This is a genomic window from Bradyrhizobium sp. WSM1417 (assembly GCF_000515415.1).
In the GTDB taxonomy this organism is placed as follows: Bacteria; Pseudomonadota; Alphaproteobacteria; order Rhizobiales; family Xanthobacteraceae; genus Bradyrhizobium.
Window position 1 is genome coordinate 2,993,193 of the sequence record NZ_KI911783.1, and the last position, 23,528, is coordinate 3,016,720.

A 23,528-nucleotide genomic window follows, 5' to 3' on the forward strand; every position below is an offset into this window, starting at 1 on the left:
CTTCAGCGTCCGCACAGCATGCCGTCGTCGTGGACGGCGGGCGTGATGGTCGGCGACGCGTCCGCATATTGGTTGACCGCGCACAGTCCCGCGCTCGCGGCGCAGGTCGCGGCAAAGGTCCAGGGCGGCGTATTGGTCTTGCTGATGGAGACCTTGCCGCCGGTTGAGGTGATGATTGCGGTGTCGCCGGGCTGGGTGAGCTGTACGCATTGTTGACTCGTCGAGCAGACGCTGGCGGCGCCGTCCTGCAGGACGACGACCGAGCGGCCGCGCTGCGACAGGATATCGAGTGTGGTGCCGCGCACGCCGATGGTCGCGAGCGGGGTCGTGATCTTGTAGGCGGTCTTCTCGGAATGTCCGGTGACGAAACGGAATGCGCCGGTCGTCATGCGGATTGCGACGTCGCGATAGCTGTGCTCGTCGTTGAAGACGGTGCGGTCGAGCTTGAGCGTGGCGCTCGGACCGAGCGACAGATTGGTGCTGTCGGCCATCACGAAGCGCGCCGCGCTGCCGGCGCCGGTGCGCACGGTCTCGTCCCGCAGCATGCTGTCGCCGACGCTGATCGGCGTCGTTGTCGCGGCCACGCGAACGACTTCATTCTGAATCACGACGGCTTCACCGACGCGCGTCTGCGCCTGGGCGCAAGGGGCCACGCACAAGGCGGTCGACAACAGCGTGGAGAAAAGCCAGAAACGCAAATTCATTTCGCAACCGATCGATGTGTCCCTGATCGTACCGGATCACGCGCGCTTGCGATGTGGCGGAATTATCACAAGCAGCGCGAGACCTGCGTTATGCTTAGTGACAGTTGCGGCAGAATGCGTTCAATGAAAACCGCGATCCCTATTATTCTCGGCGGTGACGCAAAATTGCCACGCAAAACATCCCCACAAATGCCGCTCGACTTGCCTGCGGTTCCGATGGTGTCGCGGAGCGCAGTGATTGCTGTCGCGATTTTCCTGGTCGCGCATCTCGCGCTGCTGATAGGCCTCACGACGCCGGAGAAGTTCGTCTTCGACGAAGTGCACTACGTGCCGGCGGCGCGGCAGATGCTGGCGCCAGCGATGTCGCAACCGATGCTCAATCCGATGCATCCGCCATTGGCGAAAGAGCTGATCGCGCTATCGATCGCGGTCTTCGGCGACAGCGCGTTGGGCTGGCGCTATCCGGCGACCTTGTTCGGTGCGCTTGCGATCGTCGCGATCTATCTGTGCGGCCTGGCGCTGTTCGCGGCGCAGGGGCCTGCGATCGCCGCCGCGCTGATCGCCGGCTGCAACCAGATGCTGTACGTGCAGGCGCGCGTCGCGATGCTCGACATTTTTGCACTCGGCTTCGGCCTGCTCGCGATTGCCGCCTTCATGCACGGCTTTCGAAAGGACCGGCCTCACGCATTGTTCGCGGCTGCCGGCAGCCTGTTCGGCTGTGCTGCGGCCTGCAAATGGAGCGGCCTGTTTCCGCTCGGAATCTGCATCGTCATCGTCGCGGTGATCCGCCTGATGCAGGGCTGGCACACCCTGTTTGCCGACGCGAAGCCGGGGGATTGGTACCGGCCCGATCTCTGGCCCGACTTCAGACTACATCACGTCGTGCTCTGCTTCATCGTCCTGCCCGCGGCGACATATCTTGTGGCCTTCGTCCCGCTCTACGGCATGTCGCTGCCGGATCTGATCGAGGCGCAGCGCCGGATCTTTGCCGACAACACCACCACTGCCATCGCCGGCCACACTTATATGAGCGCCTGGCCGTCATGGCCGCTGCTCGCGCGCCCGGTGTGGTTCCTGTTCGACAAGACCGCGGACGACAATGTCTCCGCGATCGTCTTCCTCGGGAATCCCCTGGTGCTGTGGCCGGCGCTGCTCGCGCTCGCCGTCGTGCTGCGCGACTTCGTCGTCGCGCGTCGCCGGGATGCGTTCCTGATCGCGGTCTTCTATTTCGGATCCTGGCTCGCCTGGGCGTTGCTGCCGCGCACGCTCGCCTTCATCTATTACTATCTGCCGGCCGCGACCGTGGCGTCGCTCGCGCTGGTCTACGTGCTGCGCCGGGACGGTCTGCCACGTTGGCTGTTGTGGGCTTATGTCGCGGTCGCGGCAGCGGGCTTTGCCGCCATGCTGCCGATCTCGGCGGCCTTCGTCGGCACGTCGATGCAGACTTTCGACCGGCTGATGCTCTTCCAAAGCTGGATATGACATCGCCGCCTGCCGGGGGAACGGCAGGCGGCGTCCTTATTGGTGATGACCAGAAAATTACTTTGACGCGGTCTTGGTGTCCATGTTCACGACCTGGACGCGGCGGTTGATCGGGTCGGCGCCGTTGGCGGCGTCCTTCAGCTTGGTCTTGCCGTAGCCGACGGTGACGAGATCGGTGCCGGTGAGGCCGTAGTTCTGCACCAAATATTTCTTGATGGTGTCGGCTCGCCGCTCGGAGAGCCCCTGATTGTACCCCTCCGTGCCGACCGCATCGGTGTGGCCGGCGACCACGAAGGTCGAGCCCTTCAGCGAGGGATCGGACAGCGCCTTGCCGAGCGCCTGCACCGACGGCACCGACGTCTTGGCAATGTCGGCGGAGTTGTAGTCGAACTGGATCTCCAGATCGATCTTCGGCTTGGTCGCGGCGAGCTCGGCAATCTGCTCGCGCTCGCCCGTCGACAACGACCGCGTTGAGCGGTTGCGCACGGTGTTCAGGAACGTCGATTCCTTGGCCTGCACCGCCGGATCGACCTGCGGACCTGCGGACAGACCGCGGGTCACGGGCTTCGGCTTCAATGCATCCAGGATCTGGTTGGTGGAGACATTGCCGTCGCCGGCCATGGCCAGGCCGGCCGTCATCGACAGAAGTGCCGAGAGGGTCATCGCCTTCAGTGCAAAAGACTTATTAAAACTAGTCATTGTCGTATCCTCGTTGTGACGCCTGATGGCTATTTGATGCTGCAAGCATAGGGCAGGTTCAAAACCCCTGGTGTGATCTTGGTCACGGTGGAAACGGGGCCCTCCGGGGCCATGCAGCGAATTTCAAGCGGTTTTGGGGTTTCGTGGAGGGCCGACCCGCGGTCCACTCTGTGGACGGACGCTAACGCGTGAAGAGAGTGGTCGCGCGCTGCCTGGCGAGCGTTCGAGCCGTCGCAGTCCTGTCGTGATCCGCATCACTGAGGACCGCGCGCCCAGGTGCCGCTCGGGGGCTGGGGCCCGGTTCACTCAGGAAACCTGTGCTGACCGATTGTCGCAAAGCCGTCGCGTGATGGCCCGTCTGCGAACAATTTTTCGGCCAGATGGATGCCTAGGGCGGAGCCTCCGACAAGCGCAACGAAGGGAGCCGAGTTCCATCAGTGCCGAGGACAAGTGATTACCAGTCCAATCGCAGTGGCCCGCCGGATCGGACCGTGTCCCTGAGTTCCATGCCTGTCTACATCGGCGCGGCGATGATTGCGGTGGCGATCCTGCTGTCGACGCTGATCACGGGGCTGACCTCCCGCTATGTCGGGCTTCAAGCGCCAACCGACGAGAACATGTGGCTGGTCGATCGTCTCACCGGCAGCGTCTATCGCTGCCAGGCGGAGGAGCGCGGCAAGGCCTCGTGCGAACCCGATGTCGCAACAGGCAGCGTGGGCGACCGGTCTAAAGCCCCGAAAGCTGACCGCTGAGCCCTCCGCCTTCGCACCGCAGCAAGAAAATTCTCTTCTCCACGAAACGTCTTCGCCGGAGAATACGTATTGCGAAGGCTGGCATGACGCCGGTTTCGTTTTACTGAGGAGACTTTTCGATGAAGATCTTGCTCACAGCTGCAGCTTTGGTCGCGTTCGCCGTTTCCCCTGCATCCGCCGCGATGATGGCGTGCACCAGCGATAATATGATGAAGTCCGCCGCGATGATGGGCGGCACGGCGGATACGCCGGCCAAGACGGCCATGAACAAGGAAATGGCCATGGCCAACACCGACATGAGCAACGGCAAGATGAAAAGCGCCTGCATGCATTACATGAAGGCGCAGAAGGCCATGTCGATGAAGTAGGCGCGGGTAACGTACCTTCCGACCGCGCTGTCAGCAGATGGCAGCGCGGTTTTTCCTTGTCCGCTCCTTGATCGGCTTCTTGCCTGGATGCGAATCCCGCTACACTGCATTCCGCAATGTCCCGCGCGCCCAAACCGCTTCCGATCACCACGACACAGGCCCGGCAAATCTGGCTCCATGCCCAGCGGCTGGACGAGCGCGCGCCGTTCGGTGATGGCGCGCAAGCCGTCGCCGACGCGGTCGCCCATCTCGGCTATGTGCAGATCGACACCATCAACGTGATCGAGCGCTGTCATCACCACATCCTGTTCAACCGCATCCCGTCCTACCGCCGCGCCGACCTGCGCCACGCCCAGAGCGTCGACAAGAGCGTGTTTGAATATTGGACGCACGCGCTGTCTTACGTGCCGGCCGGCGACTTACGCTTCTTCCTGCCGGCGATGCGCGAGCACCGCCGTGAGGGGCACAAATGGTTCGCCTCGGTGAAGCCTGCCGACACGCGCAAGGTGATGCGCTTGGTGCGCGCCGGCCCGCTGACGATCCGCGACATCGAGGACGACGTGCTCACTGAGAAGGAGCATCTCTGGCAAAGCCGAAAACCCTCGAAACGGGCGTTGCAGCTCGCCTTCTACACGGGTGCCGTGACCGTCAGCGAGCGCCAGGGCATGCTCAAGACCTATGAGCTGATGACGCGCCATTTCGGCTGGGACAAGCTGCCCAAGCCGGCGTCGGCAAGGGACATCACGGCCTATCTGCTCGATCGCGCGCTGCGATCGCAAGGTGTCGTGAGCCTCGATTCGGTCTGCCATCTCGACGCGCCGCGCAAGCCGGCGGTGGCTGCCCTGATCGCCTCGCGCGTCCGCCGTGGCGAGCTCGTGCCTGTCGCCATCGAGAGTGCCGGAAAGCAGGAGCACTGGGCACTTCCGGCTGCGCTCGAGCCGGGCGAGCGCGCGCCACCTGATCTCGTCCATATCCTGTCGCCGTTCGATCCGCTGATCATCCAGCGTAAGCGCACCAATCTCATCTTCGGCTACAACCATCTGTTCGAGGCCTATGTGCCGAAGGCCAAGCGCAAGCTCGGCTATTTCGCGCTCCCCGTACTGGTCGGCGACGAGATCGTCGCCGCGCTCGATCTGAAGACCGACCGGCAGGCCAAGAAGCTGCTGATGCAGAAATGGACCTGGGTCGGCGAGGGGAAGAAGACCGTGGGGCGCAAGGAACTCAAGCGTGTCATCGAGGAAGAGCTCGATCGGTTTGAGAAGTTTCAATTGGCGGAGTGATTGTGCGCGGCGCGGATCACCGAGCTCTGTAGTAGCGCAACGTGGTGGCCGGCTGCGCCCCTTGCATTGCTTGCTCCATTGACTCTTTTGCGGCGATGCTCAAAACCCCGGATCAGCCCATAAAAGCAACAACCCCGGGGGAAGCCATGAGCCAGACCACGACCTATGCCGGTTCGACCGGCGCAGCCAAGTCGGAAATCGAGACCTCGACGATCCGCGCCATCTCCTGGCGCCTGATCCCGTTCCTGGTGCTGGCCTACTTCTTCTCCTATCTCGATCGCGTCAATCTCGGTTTCGCCGCACTGACCATGAATGCCGAGCTGAAATTCACGCCGCTGATCTTCTCCTGGGGCGCCGGCATTTTCTTCATCGGCTATTTCATCTTCGAGGTGCCGAGCAATCTGGCGCTGGAGAAGTTCGGCGCCAGCCGCTGGATCGCCCGCATCATGGTGACCTGGGGCATCATCTCGGCGCTGATGGCGCTCACGAGCGGCGTCACGAGCTTCTACGTGCTGCGCTTCCTGCTCGGCGTCGCCGAAGCCGGCTTCTTCCCCGGCATCATCCTCTATCTCACCTATTGGTATCCGGCCGAATATCGCGCCCGCTTCCTCGCGGCCTTCGCCATCGCCGTGCCGGTCTCCACCGTGATCGGCGCCCCGGTCTCGGGCCTGCTGCTCGGGCTCGACGGCGCGATGGGCCTGAAGGGTTGGCAGTGGCTGTTCATCATCGAGGGCATTCCCTCGGTGCTGCTCGGCATCGTCACCTGGTTCTATCTCACCGACAGGCCGGAGAAGGCGGATTGGCTCTCGGCCGAGCAGAAGGCATGGCTCAAGACCAAGCTCGATGCCGAGATCGCGGCCAAGCAGGCGGTGAAGCATTTGTCGCTCAGTGAGGCGCTGACCTCACCGAAGGTGATCATGCTCGCCCTGGTCTATTTCGGCTTCGTCGGCGCGCTGTACGGCATGCAGTTCTGGCTGCCGCAGATCGTCAAGGCGTTCGGCCTCACCAACGCCCAGACCGGCTTCGTCACCGCGATCCCGTATTTGTTCGGCACCATCGCGATGATCCTGTGGGCGCGGCATTCCGATGCCACGCGCGAACGCGTGATGCATGTCGGCGCGCCGTTGCTGCTCACCGCCGTCGCGCTGGGCGTCTCCAGCTATCTCACCGACCCCACCCTGACGATGATCGTGCTGACGGTCGCCGCGATCGGCGTGTTCTGCTGCTTCGGCGTGTTCTGGACCCTGCCGACCGCCTGGCTCTCCGGCACGGCGGCGGCCGGCGCCATCGCCCTGATCAACTCGATCGGCAATCTCGCCGGCTTCGGCGGGCCCTATCTGATCGGCTGGGTCAAGGAGGCCACCGGCCAGACCTCGAGTGGCCTGCTCGTGCTCGCCGTGCTGCCGCTGATCGCCGGCATCCTGGTCTTCATCGGCGGCCACGACAGCAAGCACGAGTTCGCGGAGCAGGGGCGGTAAGGGCTGCTATTCCAGGACGGTGCTTCGGACCGTCCTGGAAGGGCGAAGCTGCAGCGGCGCGCGGATCGCTAAGCCGTGCCGCGGGTTTTTTGTGAACCAGCCAGCCCGAGAAACACCAGCATGGCGCGATTGAGGCGCAAGAGGTCCTCGTCGTCGAGCCGCCCGATCGGAACGCCCATCTTGGATTTCGGTATCGTTGTGACCTTGTCGACCATCAGGCGGCATGCCGCTCGGAGGCCATTGCGGTCGTTCGGTTCGACCTGCAACCTGAAGAGCGGTGCCTCGGTTTCGGACGTTGTGATTGGGCAAACCGTGATCGATTCCGTTGCGTCAAAATCGTCGTCCTGCACGATGATTACCGGTCGCGGTTTCCCCGCGTAATCCTTTGCGCCTGCTGCTGTCCAAACTTCGCCTCTCTTCATTGGTTGGTGGACCGCCATGCTGGGACGCTCAGTTGATCGACCTCCGTCCGCGCCGACGAGCTTCAGGAGGAGCGAGTTTAGGCCGGAGCCTGCTGCGAAACTGTTTCGGGCCTGAGGCCCTGCCGACTAGATCCCCTGCGCTGTTCGCAGGGCTATTCTGTATCGCAAGGCCAATCGGAGATCGCATCGACGAAAGCCTGATCGTCCTCCTCATGCGGGTTCGATGCGACCGCCAGTGACTGGCGATGGGCCTCCGCCTTGAAGGAGGCTGAACGGACATCCGGAACCCAAATCTGGATCGGACGGAGTCCCTGCGCGCGCAGCCGGTCTCGATGCTCGCGGACCTTCGCTCGGGACGACTTTGGCTTAGAAGAGGACGGCATAGGTCCCTCCGGTCGGTTACATGTAACCATATCAGGAAAAGGGAGCTCCGCCAATTCCGGAGAATCGTTACCGCCCCTTAACGATCACGCTTTCCTGATGACTGACGATTATTGACTTTTATCAGTGATTAGTCGACATTCCTCTCATTGTAGCCGAGGGAGTGTCCTCCGATGTTCGTCCGATCCGTTTTGTCCAGCTATTCGAGGCTCTTGGCCGGTGTTTCGCTGGCGCTGATGGCTGCCGCCCTCGCTGGGTGCAATGACACCGTCGCTGAAAAGGCCGAGCCGCCGCGGCCCGTCCTGGTCGCCACCGCCCATTACGATGCCGAAAAGCCCGAGCGCAGCTTCGTCGGCACCATCAGGCCGCGGATCGAGAGCGACCTGGGCTTTCGGGTCGCCGGCAAGGTCGCCAAGCGTCTGGTCGAAGTCGGCCAGACCGTCGAGATCGGCCAGCCGCTTGCGGTCCTCGATGAGGTCGATCTGAAGCTCCAAGCCGAGCAAGCTGTCGCCGAGCAGACCGCTGCGACCGGCGTGCTGGCCCAGGCCGCCGCCGCCGAGCAGCGCGCCAAGGATTTGAGGGCCAAGGGCTGGACCACCGACGCGCAGCTGGATTCGAGCCGCGCCGCCGCCGACGAGGCCCGCGCCCGCCTGAACCGGGCCGAGCGCTCGGTCGAATTGACCAAGAACTCCCTTTCCTACGCGACGCTCAACGCCGACGCCCGTGGCGTCGTCACCGCAACGCTGATCGAGCCTGGCCAGGTGGTTGCCGCAGGCCAGACCTCGATCCGTGTCGCCCGCTTTGCCGAAAAGGAAGCGGTCGTCGCGATCCCTGAGACGCTGGTCGGACGTGCCAAATCGGGCGCCGCCAGCGTCACTCTTTGGTCGGAGCCGGGCAAGAAATATACGGCCAAGCTGCGCGAGATCGCGCCCACCGCGGATCCTGCGACCCGCACCTATCTCGCCAAGTTCTCGCTGCCCGAGGCCGACGACAAGGTGTCGCTCGGCATGACCGCGACGCTGACGCTGTCGGACCCTGCCACCGAGCGCGTCGCGCGGCTGCCGCTGTCGGCACTGTTCAACGAAGGCGGCAAGCCGTCCTTCTACGTCGTCGACGACAACGGCGCGGTCACGCTGCAGCCGGTCGCGGTGAAGTCCTACGAGAGCAACGACGTCGTCATCACCGGCGGTGTCGAAGAGGGCGCCAAGATCGTTGCTCTCGGTGTGCAGAAGCTCGATCCGAGCCAGAGGGTGCGGATCGTGTCGTCACTGTCCTTTTAAGTCTCGCTTACGAGTTACGTCGTGTGAGGTGAGTTTCGGCCCAAGCGCAAATGCTTTGGCTGAAGCGGCGAAGCGATCCAGAACCTGCCCAGCCCCCTGGATTGCTTCGCTGCCTCGCGACGACGCGTCGAACAGGGTGGCTGTCGTTTTTTTGCAACCGGATCATCTTTGGAGAGTGCGATGAAGCGCTTCAATCTTTCGGCCTGGGCCGTCAGCCATCCGACGCTGATCCTGTTCCTGATGCTCATTCTCGGCGTCGCCGGGTTTTTCTCCTATCAGAAGCTCGGCCGCGCCGAGGACCCGTTCTTCACGGTGAAGGTGGTCAACGTCTCCGTGCTGTGGCCGGGCGCAACCGCGCAGGAAATGCAGGCGCAGGTCGCCGACCCCATCGAGAAGAAGATCCAGGAGCTGCCTTACTTCGAGAAGGTGCAGACTTATTCCAAGCCCGGCTTCACCGCGCTCCAGGTCACGTTCCGCGATTCCACGCCGCCGAAGGACGTGCCGTATCTCTTCTATCTCCTGCGCAAGAAGCTGGCCGACGTGCAGGGCCAGCTGCCCGCAGGGATTCTCGGGCCCGTCGTCAACGACGAGTTCTCCGACGTCGATTCCATCCTCTACATGATGACCGGCGACGGCGCCGACTACGCCCAGCTCAAGAAGGTCTCCGAGGGGTTCCGTCAGCGCCTCTTGAAGGTGCCGGGCGTGACCAAGGTCGACGTCTACGGCAACCAGGATGAGCGCATCTTCGTCGAATTCAGCCATGCCAAGCTCGCCACTCTCGGCATCACGCCGCAGGCGCTGTTCGATTCGCTCGCCAAGCAGAACAATGTGACGCCGGCCGGCACGGTCGAGACCTCGTCGCAGCGCGTGCCGCTGCGCGTCACCGGTGCGCTCGACGGCGCCAAGGCCGTCGCCGAAACTCCGGTCGAGAGCAATGGTCGCGTGTTCCGCCTCGGCGACATCGCCACCGTCACCCATGGTTACGTCGACCCGCCGAGCTTCATCGTGCGTCAGGAAGGCAAGGCCGCGATCGGCATCGGCGTCGTCACCGCCAAGGGCGCCAACATCCTCGATCTCGGCAAGGAGGTCGAGAAGGCGACGGCTGAATTCATGAAGGCCGTGCCGCAGGGCGTCGACATCAAGCTGATCGCCGACCAGCCCAAGGTGGTCGAGCACGCCGTCAGCGAATTCGTGCACTCCTTCATGGAAGCCCTCGTCATCGTGCTGTTCGTGTCGTTCCTGGCGCTCGGCTGGCGCACCGGCATCGTGGTCGCGCTGTCGGTGCCCCTGGTGCTCGGCATCGTCTTCGTCGTCATGAACACGATGTCGCTCGATCTGCACCGCATCACGCTGGGTGCGCTGATCATCGCGCTCGGCCTGCTGGTGGATGACGCCATCATCGCTGTCGAGATGATGGTGGTGAAGATGGAGCAGGGCTGGGATCGCATGCGTGCGGCGTCCTTTGCCTGGGAGTCCACTGCGTTTCCGATGCTCACGGGAACGCTGGTCACGGCCGCTGGCTTCCTCCCCATCGGCTTTGCCAATTCCGCGGTCGGCGAATATGCCGGCAGCATCTTCTGGATCGTGGCGATCGCGCTGGTCGCGTCCTGGTTCGTGGCGGTGATCTTCACGCCCTATATCGGCGTCATGCTGCTGCCCAACATCAAGGTGCACCACAATCACGATCCGCACGCGGTCTACGAGACCCGCATGTATCGGGGCCTGCGCACCATCGTGCAGTGGTGCGTCAATCACCGCATCACCGTGGTCGCTGCGACCGTCGGCGTCTTCATCGCCTCGATCGTCGGCTTCGGCCACGTTCAGCAGCAGTTCTTCCCGCTGTCCGAGCGTCCCGAGCTGTTCCTCCAGCTTCGCCTGCCCGAGGGCACCGCCTTCAACGTCACGGAAAAGGCGGTGAAGAAGGCCGAGACCATGCTCAAGGACGACAAGGACATCGAGACCTACACGGCCTATGTCGGGCAGGGCTCGCCGCGCTTCTGGCTCGGCCTCAATCCGCAGCTTCCGAACGAGGCTTTTGCCGAAATCGTCATCGTCGCAAAGGGCGTCGAGGCGCGCGAGCGCATCAAGGCCAAGCTCGAAAACGCCGTCGCAGAGGGCGCGCTCAACGAAGCCCGCGTGCGCGTCGACCGCTTCAATTTCGGTCCCCCCGTTGGTTTTCCCGTGCAGTTTCGCGTCATCGGCCCCGACGCCAACAAGGTGCGCGAGATCGCCTACCAGGTCCGCGACGTGATGCGGCAGAACAAGAGCGTCAAGGACGTCCAGCTCGACTGGAACGAGCAGTCGCCTTACCTCAAGCTCGTCGTCGACCAGGATCGCGCCCGCGCCATGGGCCTGACCCCGCAGGACGTGTCGCAGGCGCTGTCGATGCTGATCTCGGGCTCGCAGGTGACCACCGTGCGCGACGGCATCGAGAAGGTCGGTGTGGTCGCGCGCGCCGTCTCGTCTGAGCGGCTCGATCTCGGCGCAGTCGGTGATCTCACCATCACGTCGCGCAACGGCGTGGCCGTGCCGCTGCAGCAGATCGCGAAGATCGAATATGCCCATGAGGAGCCGATCATGTGGCGGCGTAACCGCGATATGGCGATCACCGTGCGCTCCGACGTCGTCGACGGCGTGCAGGCGCCCGACGTCACCGGCCAGATCGCGCCGAAGCTGAAGGCAATCAAGGACCACCTCGAGCCGGCCTACCGCATCGAGGCGGGCGGCGCGTTCGAGGAATCCGCCAAGGGCAACGCCTCGATCTTCATTCTCTTCCCGCTGATGGTCATGGTGATGCTGACGCTGCTGATGTTCCAGCTGCAGAGCTTCTCGCGCCTGATCCTGGTGTTCCTGACCGCGCCGCTCGGCATTGTCGGCGCCTCGTTCGGGCTCAACATCGCCAATGCCCCGTTCGGCTTCGTGGCGCTGCTCGGCCTGATCGCGCTCGCCGGCATGATCATGCGCAATGCGGTCATCCTGGTGGATCAGATCGAGACCGACGTTTCGCATGGCCTGACCCGCCGCGAGGCGATCGTGGAGGCCACCGTGCGCCGCGCCCGTCCGGTGGTGCTGACGGCGCTCGCCGCCATCCTCGCCATGATCCCGCTGTCGCGCTCGGCGTTCTGGGGGCCGATGGCGATCACCATCATGGGCGGATTGTTCGTCGCGACCTTCCTCACGCTGCTGTACCTACCGGGCCTCTACGCCCTCTGGTTCCGCAAGAGCCTGGATGAGGCGGGTACCCCCGAGCAGCCTGCCGCGCCGCAGCATGGGAGCGATGACCAGAACGCAATTCCGCTTGCTGAGGCGGCTGAATAAGTGAAGATGAACTGCTGATTGACGAGTCCTGACAGATGACACTGGTTTCGGAACATATCGAAGGGGACACCCGGGATCGTATTCTTGAGGTGGCCGAGCGGCTGTTCCGCCAGATCGGTTATCTCAAGACCACGGTCGGGGACATCGCCAAGGAGCTCAAGATGAGCCCCGCCAACGTCTATCGCTTCTTCGAATCGAAGAAGGCGATTCATCAGGCGGTGGCCCGCTCGCTGATGGGCGAGGTCGAGCTGGAAGCGCAGCGGATCGTGGCGAGGCCCGGTCCGGTCCTGCCGCGCTTCCGCGAACTGCTCACCACCATCCATCGCATGAATACCGAACGCTATGTCGGCGACAATAAGCTGCACGAGATGGTCGAGATCGCGATGCAGGAGGACTGGGACGTCTGCGTCAACCACATGGAGTGCATTGCCGGGGTCATCGGCCAGATGATCGCGCAAGGCGTGGCCTCCGGCGAGTTCGAGGCGCCGGACCTGCAGCTGGCCGCGCTGTGCGCCTGCACCGCGATGATGCGCTTTTTCCACCCCCAGATGATCGCCCAGTGCGCCACCAAGCCGGGCCCGACCATCGACCAGATGATCGATTTCGTCATCGCGGGATTGTCCCCGCGGCACTGACGGGGCGGCGAATTTCCTCCTATAAGCAGGCCGACCGCCCCGGAATGATGGCTGGTGGCTGGCAAGAACGGATCAACAAACTCCGTCATTGCGAGCGAGCGAAGCAATCCAGACTGTCTCTGCGGAGGGATTCTGGATTGCTTCGCTGCGCTCGCAATGACGAGAAGGAAAAAGCGCGTGACCGACAAAGACCTGCACTTCTACGAGCCCGCCAAGGGCCACGGCCTCAAGCACGATCCCTTCAACGCGATCGTCGCGCCACGGCCGATCGGCTGGATTTCGTCGCGAGACACCAAAGGCCACGTCAACCTCGCGCCCTACAGCTTCTTCAACGCGTTCTGCTATGTCCCCCCGATCATCGGCTTCTCCTCCACCAACTGGAAGGATACGGTCGAGAACATCCAGCAGACCGGTGAGTTCGTCTGGAATCTCGCCACGATGGACCTGGCCAGGCACATGAACGCGACTGCGGCGCATGTTGGCCCTGAGGTCGACGAGTTCGAGGTCGCCGGCCTTACCGCCGTGCCCGGCAGGCTCGTCAACGTGCCGCGCGTGGGCGAGAGTCCCGTCGCCTTCGAATGCAAGGTGTCCGATATCGTCCGGCTCAAGGGCGCCGACGGCAAGGAAGCCAATGCCTGGTTGACGCTCGGCGAAGTCGTTGCCGTCCACATCGACAAGGCCATGATCAAGGACGGCGTCTACCAGACCGCCGCCGCCCGCCCGATCGTCCGGGCCGGCCGCAGCGGGGATTATTTCGAGATCAAGCCGGAAAACATGTTCGAGATGGTGCGGCCGGATTAGACCGGCCGGCCGTAGTCTAGCCCCCCTCCCGGAACTGCCACCACGCCTCGGCCGTTATGGCTCTGGGCGGCTGCCCGGCCGCGTCAATTCGCGTCTTTTTGCAGGCGAAGTGTTCACCGCCGCCGGCCACTTTCCGCTAAAATGCCCGATCACCGCGCCGATGCATGAGGTCCGCCATGAGCTTCCGCCGCGACACCCTGACAAAGCCGATTTTCTCCTGGGCGCGCGGCGTGCTGCCGGCGATGTCGGACACCGAGCGCGAGGCGCTGGAGGCCGGCGACGTCTGGTGGGACGCCGATCTCTTCACCGGCAACCCTGATTGGTCGAAGCTGCTGAAGGTCCCACAGGCAACGCTGACCGACGAGGAGCAGGCCTTCCTCAACGGCCCCGTCGACGAGCTCTGCGCCATGCTCGATGAATGGAAGATCTTTTGGGAATGGCGCGACCTGCCGCCCGATGTCTGGCACTTCATCAAGCGCGAAAAATTCTTCGGCATGATCATTCCAAAGGAGTTCGGCGGCCTCAGCTTCTCGCCCTATGCGCATTCGGAAGTGGTGCGCAAGATCTCGACCCGCTCGATTGCCGCCGCGGTGACGGTGATGGTGCCGAACTCGTTAGGCCCCGGCGAGCTCCTGATGCACTTCGGCACCAAGGAGCAGCAGCAGCGCTGGCTGCCGCGTCTTGCCGATGGCCGCGACATTCCCTGCTTCGGCCTCACCAGCCCCGAGGCCGGCTCCGATGCGGCCTCGATGGTCGACACCGGCATCATCTGCAAGGGCAGCTTCGAGGGCCAGGAGGTGTTGGGTCTGAAGCTCAACTGGCACAAGCGTTACATCACGCTCGGTCCCGTCGCGACGCTGCTTGGCCTCGCCTTCAAGGCCTATGACCCGGATCATCTCGTCGGTGATCAGGAGGAGCTCGGCATCAGCGTGGCGCTGATCCCGACCAACCTTCCCGGCGTCGAAATCGGCAAACGCCATCTGCCGTCGATGCAGGTCTTCCAGAACGGCCCGAACAGGGGCCGCGACGTTTTCATTCCGCTCGACTACGTCATCGGCGGCCAGGCGCGGCTGGGGCAGGGCTGGAAGATGCTGATGACGGCGCTCGCCGCCGGCCGCGGCATCTCGTTGCCCTCGCTCTCCGCCGCCGGCGCCGCCTATGCCGCCCGCACCACCGGCGCCTATGCCCGCATCCGCGAGCAGTTCGGCATCTCCATTTCCAAATTCGAGGGCGTCGAGGAGCCGCTCGCGCGCATCGTCGCGACCGCCTATCAGCTCGATGCGGCGCGACGGCTGACCTGCGCCGCGCTGAATGCCGGCATCCATCCCGCCGTCATCTCGGGCATCATGAAGCTGCACGCGACCGAGCGGATGCGCACCGCGGTCGACGACGCCATGGACATCCATGGTGGCAAGGCCGTGATCGACGGTCCGCAAAACTATCTCGGCAATCTCCACCGTGCCGTCCCCGTCGGTATCACCGTCGAGGGCGCCAATATCCTCACCCGCAATCTCATCGTGTTCGGGCAGGGCGCCATCCGCGCCCATCCTTATCTGCTCGACGAGATGAATGCGCTCGCGGATGCCGATCGCGAGCGCGGCCTCACCGCCTTCGACAAAGTGTTCTGGAAGCATGTCGGCCACAGCTTCGAGACACTGTTGCGCGCGTTCGGCCGGAGCTGGAGCTTTGGTGTCTTCGCGCTTGCACCCGATGCGGGTGACGCCAGGCCATTCTATCGTCAGCTCTCGCGTTACTCGGCGGCGTTTGCCCTCTGCGCTGATATGGCGCTGCTCACGCTCGGCGGCGCGCTCAAGCGCAAGGAGATGCTGTCGGCGCGCTTCGGCGACATCCTGTCCGAGCTGTATCTGCTCTCGGCTGCGCTCAAACGCTGGCAGGACGAAGGCCGGCAGAAGGAGGATTTTGCCGCGCTCGAATGGTGCATGGCGACGGGCTTCCGGACCATCGAGAACCGGCTTGCGGAGATTCTCGCCAATCTGCCCAACCGCTTCGTCGCAGGCATCCTCAAGTTCGTGGTCCAGCCCTTCGGCGCCCGCGTGCTGGGTCCCTCCGACCGGGTGGTGCATCAATGCGCAAGCCTCGTGCTCGAGCCGTCGGCCGCGCGCGACCGCCTCACGCCCGACCTCGCCTATGTCGATGACGATGGCGGCTTCGCCCGGCTGGAGCGCGCTTTCAACCTGGTCGCAGGCACGGACGCCATCGCCAGGCGCATACGCGCGGCTCATATCAGCGACTGGAAGGATGCGGTAGCCAAGGGTGTGATCACGCAGGCCGAGGGCGAGCAGTTCGCCGCGGCCCGCGAAGCCGTCACTGCAGTGATAGAGGTCGACGATTTTGTGCCGGAGGCGCTGTCGCCGATTTACAAAAAATCCGGCGACGTGCATCAGTTCTTCCAGGAACTCGGTGAACAGAGGGCGGCGGGCTGATGGCACGACCGGTTTTCATCGTCGACGGCAGCCGGACGCCGTTTCTCAAAGCGCGCTCGGGGCCGGGGCCGTTCACGCCGGTCGATCTCGCCGTGCAGTGCGGCCGGCCGCTGCTGGCGCGCCAGCCGTTTTCGCCGGATAGCTTCGACCAGGTCATCCTCGGCTGCGTCAACGTGATTGCGGACGAGATGAACCCGGCCCGCGTCGCCGCGCTCCGGCTCGGCATGGGCGAGGACATGGTCGCGTTCACCGTGCAGATCAATTGCGGCTCGGGCATGCAGTCGATCGACACCGCGTACCGCTACATTCGCGAGGGCCGTGCCGACATGATCCTCGCCGGCGGCACCGAAGCCTTGAGCCACGCGCCGCTGGTCTGGCCGAATTCCGGCGTGCGCTGGTTTGCCGGCCTTGCCACGGCCAGGGGCGTCGCCGCGAAGCTTGCCGCAGCCTTCAAGCTGCGGCCGCGCTATCTCAAGCCGATCATCGGCCTGGAACGCGGGCTGACCGATCCCATTACCGACCTGAACATGGGCCAGACGGCCGAAGTCGTCGGCCATCTCTTCGGCATCACCCGCGCGCAGTCCGATGCCTATGCCGCCGAAAGCCATCGCCGGCTTGCGCATGCGCAGGCGGAAGGTTTTCTCAAGGGCGAAGTCGAAACGGCGTTCTCCCGCGACGGAAAATTCTTCGACCATGATGATGGCGTGCGTCCGGACTCGACGGCCGAGAAGCTCGCCAAGCTGAGGCCGGTGTTCGAGCGTCCGTGGGGCCAGGTCACGGCCGGCAATTCCTCGCAAATCACCGACGGCGCGTCCTGGGTGATCCTGGCCTCCGACGAAGCGGTCGCCAGGCACAGGCTGACGCCGAAGGCGGTCATCGTCGACAGCAACTGGGCCGCACTTGATCCAAGAATCATGGGTCTCGGTCCCGTGATGTCGGCGACGCCGCTGCTGAAGCGCAACGATCTCACCATTCAGGACGTCCAGACCTGGGAGCTCAACGAGGCCTTCGCCACCCAAGTGCTCGGCTGCCTCGCCGCCTGGAATGACGACAAGTTCTGCCGGGAGATTTTGGGGCTGGATGGCGCCGCCGGCGAGATCGACCGCGAAAAACTCAATGTCGATGGCGGCGCTATCTCGCTCGGGCATCCCGTCGGCACATCGGGAAACCGCATCGTGCTGCATCTCGTCAACACCATGAAGCGGCTCGGCACGCGGCGCGGCGTTGCCACCGAATGCATCGGCGGCGGGCTCGGCGGCGCCATGCTGATCGAGGCGGTGTGACCATGGATTCCAAGATCATGACCGCGCTCGGCGACCGCGTGCTGGAGCTCGGGCCCAAGCCCGCTGCCGATAGTCCCTACAAGCATTTCAAGCTGACGCGCGACGCCGACGGCGTCGCCTGGCTGCTGTTCGACCGCGCTGACGCCAGCGCCAATACGCTATCCTCGGACGTGATGGAGGAGTTCGACGCCGTGCTGGCGGCGATCGAGACCGAGCGTCCTGCCGGCCTCGTGATCCGCTCCGCAAAGCCGTCCGGCTTCATCGCGGGCGCCGACGTCAACGAATTTCGCGGCGCCGATGATGCCGGGATGGTGGAGACGCGGATCCGCGCGGCCCATGCGGTGGTCGACCATCTGGAAGCGCTGAAGCTGCCGACGGTCGCGGTGATCCACGGCTTCTGCCTCGGCGGCGGGCTCGAAGTCGCGCTTGCCTGTCAATCGCGCATCGCCATCGACGGCGCGCGCTTCGGCTTCCCTGAGGTGATGCTGGGGCTACATCCCGGTCTCGGCGGCACCGCGCGTTTCACCGCGCTGGTCAATCCGACCCAGTCGATGGCCCTGATGCTGACCGGCCGCACCATCGATGCCCGCCGCGCCAGATCGCTCGGCCTCGTCGACACCGTGACGCAGGAGCGCCACGTTCGCAACGCCGTCAAGGATGCGCTGTTCGGCCGCCTCAAGCGGGCGCGCCCGGGCTTTCTGGCGCGTGCGGCGAATTTCGGCCCCGTGCGCGGGCTGTTGGCCAGGCGGATGCGATCGGAGGCGGCGAAGGCCGCGTCCCGCGAGCATTATCCTGCGCCTTACGCGCTGATCAATCTCTGGGAAACCCATGGCGGCAGCAAGGCCGCGATGCTCAGGGCAGAGCAGGCTTCGTTCGCCAAGCTGATGGTGACGCCGACCGCGCAGAACCTGATCCGCGTGTTCTTCCTGCGCGAGCAGATGAAGAAGGCGGCAGGCTCCGGCAACACGGTCAAGCATGTCCACGTCATCGGCGCCGGCGCCATGGGCGGCGACATCGCGGCCTGGTGCGCGGGGCAGGGGCTGCGCGTCTCGCTCGCCGACGTGAAGGCGGAGCCGATCGCGGGTGCAGTCAAGCGCGCCGCCGAGCTCTACGGCAAGATCATCCGCAAGCCGACCGACGTGCGCGACGCGTTCGATCGCCTGATCCCCGACATGGACGGGGAGGGCGTCCGCAACGCCGATCTCATCATCGAGGCGGTCCCGGAGAAGCTCGAGCTGAAGCAGAAGGTCTACGCCGGCCTCGAGCCGCGGATGAAGCCGGGCGCGATTCTCGCGACCAACACGTCGAGCATTCCGCTCCAGGATTTGCGCACCACGCTGGCGCGGCCGGAGCGGCTGGTCGGCCTCCACTTCTTCAATCCGGTGTCGCGGTTGCAGCTGGTGGAAGTCGTCAGCCATGACGGTAACGATACGCAGGTGCTGAAGGAGGCACTCGCTTTCGTCGGCGCGATCGATCGGCTGCCGTTGCCGGTGAAGAGCTCGCCGGGCTTCCTCGTCAACCGCGCGCTGACGCCCTACATGCTGGAAGCGATGGTGATGCTGGACGAGAAGATCGACCAACGCCTGATCGACGCCGCCGCGGAGCAGTTCGGCATGCCGATGGGACCGATCGAGTTGGCCGACCAGGTCGGGCTCGACATTTGTCTCGACGTCGGCGACATGCTGCGCAGCAAGTTCGGCGATCTGTTGCCGCCGACGCCGGCCTGGCTGCGCGAGAAGGTCGCCAAGGGCGAACTCGGCCGCAAGACCGGCAAGGGCTTTTACGTCTGGCGCGACGGCAAGGCCGAGAAGGCGCCGTTGCCCGAGACTGGTCCACGCGTCACTGACCAGATGATCGATCGCCTGGTGCTGCCGATGTCCAACGTCTGCGTCGCCGCGCTTCGCGAAGGTATCGTCGATGATGCCGACATGGTCGACGGCGCCATGATCTTCGGCACCGGTTATGCACCGTTCCGTGGCGGTCCGTTGAACTATGCGCGCACGCGCGGCGTGGATCATGTCGCATCCACATTGCGCGCGCTGGCCGGGAGATTCGGCGAGCGCTTTGCGCCGGATCCGGGCTGGGACAATTTCAACTGAGCAGCTTCAAATGATCAATTTTCAAGTGAGCAATCTTCGAGTGAGAGAGGCATGAACGAACAAGTCGACGCCGGGCCGGGCGGCGATCTCTGCATTCGCACGCTGGCGATGCCCGCCGACACCAACGCAAACGGCGACATCTTCGGCGGCTGGCTGCTCAGCCAGATGGACGTCGGCGGCGGCGTGTTTGCGTCAAAGGTCGCAAAGTCGCGCACGGTGACCGTCGCCATCGAGGCGATGAATTTCCGCAAGGCCGTCTATGTCGGCGATCTCGTTTCGGTTCACGCCAATCTCGTTCGCGTCGGGCGCACGTCTGTCACCGTGCATCTGGAAGCATGGGCGCTGCGCCGCGGCGAGCAGCCACCGTTCCTCGTCACCGACGGCAACTTCACCTACGTCTCAATCGACGAGCACGGCCGCCCGCAGCCGGTTCGCCCGACAGACACCGCGATCGCGACGTAATCGCGCGCGGCGTTGCGTCTCATTTCGATCGCGGCCCGCCAAACGCGGCAGGAGTGAGCCACCGCGTCTTGGCTTCGCCAAGAACCAGTCATAAAAGGGATGAGGTCCAAGTCTACTCAGTTGTGGGTCGATTCGGGGTGGAAACCGGCTGAGTGCCCGAGGAACTTTCGGGCAGAGATCCGGTTATTTGCCCGCATTGAGGAATCTACGGGCCATGCCGGATAGCTACATCATCGAGGTTAATTCGCAGACCGCGGGCATCGTTGTTCGCGGGGACCGAGGCTACTGTTTCTTTGCCTCGTCGCACCAATTCAATCGCCTCGAAGGCCAACTCTTCCGCAACGCCCGCGAAGCCGAGCGCGCCGCGCGCAAGCTGGTTAACGGTGATGTGAAGGAAGCGGCGTAGCCGTGCCGCTGGTCATTCCGGCTCGCGCGTAGTGCGAGAGGTGGGAATCTTTTGCCGCGGACTCTGCCTTCCCTTCTCCCCGTGTGAGAGAAGGCGGCGTGAAGCGCCGGATGAGGGGCCGCTTCATAAGATTCAGGAGCGAGAGATTCGTTCTCGGAGAGAAACCCCTCACCCGACTTCGCTTCGCGAGCCCCCCTCTCCCGCAAAGGGGAGAGGGAAGAGCCGTTGTTCACAACTTCGTCGCCGCCCGTGAGAGCAGCTTCCAGTCGTCGCCCTGCTTCTGCCAGTTCATCAGGATGTGAAGATTGGTCGGCACTTTTTTCCCATCGGCCGCCATCTCCTGTTCCGCCACCCAGTGGAAGCGCACGATCGCAGCGGGGCCGACGACCTTGATGGTCGGGTCCTTGTACTCGATCGACAGGAATTTGGATTTGCCGTCGGTGGCGTTGGCGACGAAGGTCGCCTTGTCCTCGACCTTGCCGCTGGAATGGCTGTAGCTCACCTCGTCGGCGCAGAGTGCGCCGAGCGCCTTGGGATCGGCCGCGATCTGGGCGAGACGGAACGCCTCGACCTTCTTCGCTACGGCTTCCTCGTCGGCCGAGGCCGCCAGCACCGGTGTCGTGAGCGCTGAAACTGCAAGCGTGGAGACGGCAAGAGCTGGGACGGCAAGAGTCGAGAGAGCCAGATCGCGTCGGTTGATCGTCATCGTTTCCTCCTTTTTGATCTTGCACGGAGTGTTGCAGCCGCGCGCGACTTTGTCGAGTGTCGCGTAGTGGTCATGCACGTGCGTCATTGCGCGATTGACGCTGTATTGATACGGCTTTCGTATCGATGCGCCATCTATTCGGGAAAGTACGGACATGATCGAGGCTATCGGCAAAGAGACGAGCAGGGCGTTGCTGTTCGACATCGACGGTACGCTCGCCAACACCGATCCGCTGCACCTGAAGGCCTTCAACCAGGTGCTCGGCCCTCGCGGCCATGTCTTCGATCACGCGCGCTTCTCCAGGGAGCTGCAAGGCTTCGCGAATATAGCGATCGGCGAGCGCTTTCTGCCTGACGAGGCGCCGGAACGGCGTGCCTTGATCCTCGATGAGAAGGAGGAAGTCTTCCGCGAACTCGTCGCCGGGCAGATCGAGCCGCTGCCGGGCCTGATGGCGCTGCTCGACAGGGCGGATGCGGCCGGTATTCCCATGGTTGCGGTGACCAACGCCCCGCGGCTGAATGCGGAGCTGCTGCTGTCCGGCCTCGGCATCACGGACCGCTTCAAGGCGCTCGTGATCGGTGCCGAGCTGTTGCACGGCAAGCCGCATCCGCTGCCTTATCAGGAAGGGTTGCGCTTTGCCGGCGCCAGCGCGATGGCCTCAATCGCGTTCGAGGACTCCCGCACCGGCGTGCAATCGGCCGTAGCGGCCGGCATTCCGACCATCGGCATCCGGACCAGCCTCAGCCATGCTGATCTCGTCACCGCCGGGGCTATCGCCTCCGCCAGCGCCTTCGACGATCCCACGCTGCTGGCGCGCCTCGCCGCCGCAATGGCGTGGTGAGGACCTTCGTCCGTTAACCGTGATCGGCGCGCGCATTGACCGAACGCGCGAACCGCCGCACCATGCAGCTTCCTGACTTGAGGCCATCGCCGTGACCGGACTGACCCATCGCCAAGCCGAAATCCTCAACATTGCGCGGGCCTCGGGCCGCGTCATGGTCGAGGAGCTGGCGCGCCGTTTCGAGGTTTCGGCGCAGACCATTCGCAAGGATCTCAACGATCTCTGCGAGCGCCGCTCACTGACCCGCATCCATGGCGGCGCCATCATCGCCTCCGGCGTCGAAAACCTCGCCTATGAGGCGCGGCGCTTCGTCGCCGCCGACGAGAAGAAGGCGATTGGAGCCGCGGCCGCCTCGCTGATCCCGAACGGCTGCTCGCTCTTCATCAACATCGGCACCACGACCGAGGAGGTGGCGAGCGCGCTGACCTCGCACGAGGACCTCCTCGTCATCACCAACAATCTGAACGTCGCCATGCTGCTCTACCGCCATCCCCGCATCGAGGTGGTGGTCGCCGGCGGCACGGTACGACGCGCCGACGGTGCGGTGGTCGGCTCGACCGCGACGCAGCTGATCGGCCAGTTCAAGGTCGACTACGCCATCATCGGGGCGTCCGCGATCGACGAGGAGGGCGCGCTGCTCGACTTCGACTATCGCGAGGTGCAGGTGGCGCAGGCCATCATCGCCAACGCCCGCAGCGTCATGCTGGTCGCGGACTCGACCAAGCTCCGCCGCAGCGCGCCGGTGCGCATCGCACATATCAGCCAGATCCAGACCTTCGTCACCGACCAGGAATTGCCCGAGCGCCTCGCCACCATCTGCCACGGCAAGGGCATCGAGGTGATGGCGGCGATGCCGAAGGCGGCGGACGTTGATGAGGCTCAGGCCGATGTGCAGGATGCAGCACCTGAATCGGCGCCGGTGGTGCGGCTGAGATAGGACTATGGGTCATCCCACGGGTTGAGCAGCGGCACGCCGAATACTGTAAAGTCCTTCACATTGCGCGTCACGAGCATGAGGTTGTTTGCGAGCGCGGTCGCGGCAAAGAAGCCGTCCATGACAGACAATGCGACGCCGCTTCTGCGGCTCTGAGCCATCAGGTCACCCCAGCGTTCCGCCACCGCGTGGTCGATTGGCAGGGTGCGCCCGGCAAAACGCTCCGGCAGATCGTGGGCAAGCCAGGCGGCCAGTGCTGCGCGCCGACGGCCGTCCTCCAGCAATGCGATGCCGCGGCGAAGCTCGGCGATCGATGCCACGCTGATGAACGCACGATCCTCGTCGATCGTATCAAGCCATGACAAGACTTTCGGCGAAGGGGCCGGCCTCTGGACCTCCGACAACACGTTGGTGTCGAGCAGCAGATTCACGGCGTCTCGTCGTGCGGCGCGTCGTGCACGCGTTCAAGCTCGAGATCGGCGCTGCGCAGCGGCGAAGCCAGCAGGAATTCGGCTAGGGTACCTTTGCGCGCCGTCTTGCGCGCCCATTCCTCGGCGGAAACGATCACTGCACTGGGCTTGCCGTGTCGGGTGATGATTTGCGGGCCGGCTTGAGCACGGTCGATCACCTCGGATAGCCGGGCCTTGGCGTTGGCAAGCGTCCACGAGTCGGTCGCTGGTGAGTCTGGTGCAGTGCTGTGGTCTGTCATGCAGATAGTGACCAATATGACTATCATAACTAATAATGGCCATC

Annotated in this window: 23 protein-coding genes; 16 read left to right on the forward strand and 7 right to left on the reverse strand. The window is 64.1% G+C overall.

What is annotated here, in order from left to right:
• Positions 1-2: 2 nt before the first annotated feature.
• Positions 3-704 carry a FecR domain-containing protein gene (locus tag BRA1417_RS0114435; RefSeq protein WP_027516344.1) on the reverse strand — a complete coding sequence of 234 codons (702 nt, stop codon included), beginning with the start codon at positions 702-704 and terminating at the stop codon, positions 3-5.
• A gap of 51 nt (positions 705-755) precedes the next feature.
• Between BRA1417_RS0114435 and BRA1417_RS0114440 the strand changes: the two genes are divergently transcribed.
• Positions 756-2,186: a phospholipid carrier-dependent glycosyltransferase gene (locus tag BRA1417_RS0114440; RefSeq protein ID WP_027516345.1), complete on the forward strand. Its 1,431-nt coding sequence runs from the start codon at positions 756-758 to the stop codon at positions 2,184-2,186.
• Between the two features lie 57 nt (positions 2,187-2,243).
• Here the strand turns inward: BRA1417_RS0114440 and BRA1417_RS0114445 are convergent, their stop codons facing one another.
• Positions 2,244-2,885 carry an OmpA family protein gene (locus tag BRA1417_RS0114445; protein ID WP_027516346.1) on the reverse strand — a complete coding sequence of 214 codons (642 nt, stop codon included), beginning with the start codon at positions 2,883-2,885 and terminating at the stop codon, positions 2,244-2,246.
• A 506-nt stretch (positions 2,886-3,391) separates the two neighbouring features.
• Here BRA1417_RS0114445 and BRA1417_RS0114450 point away from each other — a divergent pair.
• From BRA1417_RS0114450 to BRA1417_RS0114465, 4 genes are all read left to right on the forward strand, one after another.
• The gene (locus tag BRA1417_RS0114450) at positions 3,392-3,637 is read left to right on the forward strand and encodes a hypothetical protein (RefSeq protein ID WP_027516347.1); all 246 of its coding nucleotides are present in this window, start codon (positions 3,392-3,394) and stop codon (positions 3,635-3,637) included.
• A gap of 119 nt (positions 3,638-3,756) precedes the next feature.
• A complete protein-coding gene (locus BRA1417_RS0114455) occupies positions 3,757-4,005 on the forward strand; it encodes a hypothetical protein (protein ID WP_007595197.1) in 249 nt (82 codons plus the stop codon).
• A 116-nt stretch (positions 4,006-4,121) separates the two neighbouring features.
• Positions 4,122-5,285: a winged helix-turn-helix domain-containing protein gene (locus BRA1417_RS0114460; protein ID WP_027516348.1), complete on the forward strand. Its 1,164-nt coding sequence runs from the start codon at positions 4,122-4,124 to the stop codon at positions 5,283-5,285.
• Positions 5,286-5,431: 146 nt separating this feature from the next.
• Positions 5,432-6,763, forward strand: a complete 1,332-nt coding sequence (locus BRA1417_RS0114465) for an MFS transporter (RefSeq protein ID WP_027516349.1) — start codon at positions 5,432-5,434, stop codon at positions 6,761-6,763.
• A gap of 68 nt (positions 6,764-6,831) precedes the next feature.
• Here the strand turns inward: BRA1417_RS0114465 and BRA1417_RS0114470 are convergent, their stop codons facing one another.
• The gene (locus tag BRA1417_RS0114470; protein ID WP_027516350.1) at positions 6,832-7,185 is read right to left on the reverse strand and encodes a type II toxin-antitoxin system PemK/MazF family toxin; all 354 of its coding nucleotides are present in this window, start codon (positions 7,183-7,185) and stop codon (positions 6,832-6,834) included.
• Between the two features lie 152 nt (positions 7,186-7,337).
• Complete coding sequence (locus BRA1417_RS42795) at positions 7,338-7,598, reverse strand: antitoxin MazE family protein (RefSeq protein WP_371260020.1); 261 nt, start codon at positions 7,596-7,598, stop codon at positions 7,338-7,340.
• Between the two features lie 141 nt (positions 7,599-7,739).
• On the opposite strand from BRA1417_RS42795, the gene BRA1417_RS0114475 reads away from it, so the two are divergent.
• The 9 genes from BRA1417_RS0114475 (at position 7,740) to BRA1417_RS0114515 (ending at position 20,294) form a co-directional block, all read left to right on the forward strand.
• Positions 7,740-8,846: an efflux RND transporter periplasmic adaptor subunit gene (locus tag BRA1417_RS0114475; protein WP_027516351.1), complete on the forward strand. Its 1,107-nt coding sequence runs from the start codon at positions 7,740-7,742 to the stop codon at positions 8,844-8,846.
• 180 nt (positions 8,847-9,026) lie between these two features.
• A complete protein-coding gene (locus BRA1417_RS0114480; RefSeq protein WP_027516352.1) occupies positions 9,027-12,164 on the forward strand; it encodes an efflux RND transporter permease subunit in 3,138 nt (1,045 codons plus the stop codon).
• Between the two features lie 35 nt (positions 12,165-12,199).
• Positions 12,200-12,799: a TetR/AcrR family transcriptional regulator gene (locus tag BRA1417_RS0114485; RefSeq protein ID WP_027516353.1), complete on the forward strand. Its 600-nt coding sequence runs from the start codon at positions 12,200-12,202 to the stop codon at positions 12,797-12,799.
• A gap of 177 nt (positions 12,800-12,976) precedes the next feature.
• On the forward strand, positions 12,977-13,600 hold the full coding sequence (locus tag BRA1417_RS0114490; RefSeq protein ID WP_027516354.1) for a flavin reductase family protein: 624 nt from the start codon (positions 12,977-12,979) through the stop codon (positions 13,598-13,600).
• A gap of 176 nt (positions 13,601-13,776) precedes the next feature.
• Positions 13,777-16,044: an acyl-CoA dehydrogenase gene (locus tag BRA1417_RS0114495; RefSeq protein WP_027516355.1), complete on the forward strand. Its 2,268-nt coding sequence runs from the start codon at positions 13,777-13,779 to the stop codon at positions 16,042-16,044.
• Positions 16,044-17,327 (forward strand): acetyl-CoA C-acetyltransferase, encoded by a 1,284-nt coding sequence (locus BRA1417_RS0114500; protein WP_027516356.1) that lies wholly within the window; start codon positions 16,044-16,046, stop codon positions 17,325-17,327. Before BRA1417_RS0114495 ends, BRA1417_RS0114500 begins: the two co-directional genes overlap by 1 nt.
• A 2-nt stretch (positions 17,328-17,329) precedes the next feature.
• Positions 17,330-19,426: a 3-hydroxyacyl-CoA dehydrogenase NAD-binding domain-containing protein gene (locus tag BRA1417_RS0114505; RefSeq protein ID WP_027516357.1), complete on the forward strand. Its 2,097-nt coding sequence runs from the start codon at positions 17,330-17,332 to the stop codon at positions 19,424-19,426.
• Positions 19,427-19,477: 51 nt separating this feature from the next.
• Positions 19,478-19,888 carry an acyl-CoA thioesterase gene (locus BRA1417_RS0114510; RefSeq protein WP_027516358.1) on the forward strand — a complete coding sequence of 137 codons (411 nt, stop codon included), beginning with the start codon at positions 19,478-19,480 and terminating at the stop codon, positions 19,886-19,888.
• A 214-nt stretch (positions 19,889-20,102) separates the two neighbouring features.
• On the forward strand, positions 20,103-20,294 hold the full coding sequence (locus BRA1417_RS0114515) for a hypothetical protein (protein WP_027516359.1): 192 nt from the start codon (positions 20,103-20,105) through the stop codon (positions 20,292-20,294).
• 229 nt (positions 20,295-20,523) lie between these two features.
• On the opposite strand, the gene BRA1417_RS0114520 is transcribed toward BRA1417_RS0114515, so the two are convergent.
• Positions 20,524-21,000: a nuclear transport factor 2 family protein gene (locus BRA1417_RS0114520; protein ID WP_027516360.1), complete on the reverse strand. Its 477-nt coding sequence runs from the start codon at positions 20,998-21,000 to the stop codon at positions 20,524-20,526.
• A gap of 154 nt (positions 21,001-21,154) precedes the next feature.
• On the opposite strand from BRA1417_RS0114520, the gene BRA1417_RS0114525 reads away from it, so the two are divergent.
• Both BRA1417_RS0114525 and BRA1417_RS0114530 read left to right on the forward strand, forming a co-directional pair.
• Entirely contained in the window at positions 21,155-21,841 is a 687-nt protein-coding gene (locus tag BRA1417_RS0114525) for an HAD family phosphatase (RefSeq protein WP_027516361.1), read from the forward strand.
• 91 nt (positions 21,842-21,932) lie between these two features.
• Positions 21,933-22,778 carry a DeoR/GlpR family DNA-binding transcription regulator gene (locus BRA1417_RS0114530; RefSeq protein ID WP_027516362.1) on the forward strand — a complete coding sequence of 282 codons (846 nt, stop codon included), beginning with the start codon at positions 21,933-21,935 and terminating at the stop codon, positions 22,776-22,778.
• 2 nt (positions 22,779-22,780) lie between these two features.
• On the opposite strand, the gene BRA1417_RS0114535 is transcribed toward BRA1417_RS0114530, so the two are convergent.
• Positions 22,781-23,206, reverse strand: a complete 426-nt coding sequence (locus tag BRA1417_RS0114535) for a type II toxin-antitoxin system VapC family toxin (protein ID WP_027516363.1) — start codon at positions 23,204-23,206, stop codon at positions 22,781-22,783.
• Entirely contained in the window at positions 23,203-23,484 is a 282-nt protein-coding gene (locus BRA1417_RS0114540; RefSeq protein WP_027516364.1) for a type II toxin-antitoxin system Phd/YefM family antitoxin, read from the reverse strand. Before BRA1417_RS0114540 ends, BRA1417_RS0114535 begins: the two co-directional genes overlap by 4 nt.
• Positions 23,485-23,528: the final 44 nt, after the last annotated feature.

Coding starts and splice junctions, on each gene's coding strand:
- BRA1417_RS0114475 (WP_027516351.1), top strand. CDS start 7,740: ATGTTCGTCCGATCCGTTTTGTCCAGCTATTCGAGGCTCTTGGCCGGT.
- BRA1417_RS0114445 (WP_027516346.1), bottom strand. CDS start 2,885: ATGACTAGTTTTAATAAGTCTTTTGCACTGAAGGCGATGACCCTCTCG.
- BRA1417_RS0114485 (WP_027516353.1), top strand. CDS start 12,200: ATGACACTGGTTTCGGAACATATCGAAGGGGACACCCGGGATCGTATT.
- BRA1417_RS0114455 (WP_007595197.1), top strand. CDS start 3,757: ATGAAGATCTTGCTCACAGCTGCAGCTTTGGTCGCGTTCGCCGTTTCC.
- BRA1417_RS0114520 (WP_027516360.1), bottom strand. CDS start 21,000: ATGACGATCAACCGACGCGATCTGGCTCTCTCGACTCTTGCCGTCCCA.
- BRA1417_RS0114450 (WP_027516347.1), top strand. CDS start 3,392: ATGCCTGTCTACATCGGCGCGGCGATGATTGCGGTGGCGATCCTGCTG.
- BRA1417_RS0114500 (WP_027516356.1), top strand. CDS start 16,044: ATGGCACGACCGGTTTTCATCGTCGACGGCAGCCGGACGCCGTTTCTC.
- BRA1417_RS0114465 (WP_027516349.1), top strand. CDS start 5,432: ATGAGCCAGACCACGACCTATGCCGGTTCGACCGGCGCAGCCAAGTCG.
- BRA1417_RS0114505 (WP_027516357.1), top strand. CDS start 17,330: ATGGATTCCAAGATCATGACCGCGCTCGGCGACCGCGTGCTGGAGCTC.
- BRA1417_RS0114515 (WP_027516359.1), top strand. CDS start 20,103: ATGCCGGATAGCTACATCATCGAGGTTAATTCGCAGACCGCGGGCATC.
- BRA1417_RS0114470 (WP_027516350.1), bottom strand. CDS start 7,185: ATGAAGAGAGGCGAAGTTTGGACAGCAGCAGGCGCAAAGGATTACGCG.
- BRA1417_RS0114480 (WP_027516352.1), top strand. CDS start 9,027: ATGAAGCGCTTCAATCTTTCGGCCTGGGCCGTCAGCCATCCGACGCTG.
- BRA1417_RS42795 (WP_371260020.1), bottom strand. CDS start 7,598: ATGGTTACATGTAACCGACCGGAGGGACCTATGCCGTCCTCTTCTAAG.
- BRA1417_RS0114435 (WP_027516344.1), bottom strand. CDS start 704: ATGAATTTGCGTTTCTGGCTTTTCTCCACGCTGTTGTCGACCGCCTTG.
- BRA1417_RS0114510 (WP_027516358.1), top strand. CDS start 19,478: ATGAACGAACAAGTCGACGCCGGGCCGGGCGGCGATCTCTGCATTCGC.
- BRA1417_RS0114460 (WP_027516348.1), top strand. CDS start 4,122: ATGTCCCGCGCGCCCAAACCGCTTCCGATCACCACGACACAGGCCCGG.
- BRA1417_RS0114495 (WP_027516355.1), top strand. CDS start 13,777: ATGAGCTTCCGCCGCGACACCCTGACAAAGCCGATTTTCTCCTGGGCG.
- BRA1417_RS0114525 (WP_027516361.1), top strand. CDS start 21,155: ATGATCGAGGCTATCGGCAAAGAGACGAGCAGGGCGTTGCTGTTCGAC.
- BRA1417_RS0114440 (WP_027516345.1), top strand. CDS start 756: ATGTGGCGGAATTATCACAAGCAGCGCGAGACCTGCGTTATGCTTAGT.
- BRA1417_RS0114540 (WP_027516364.1), bottom strand. CDS start 23,484: ATGACAGACCACAGCACTGCACCAGACTCACCAGCGACCGACTCGTGG.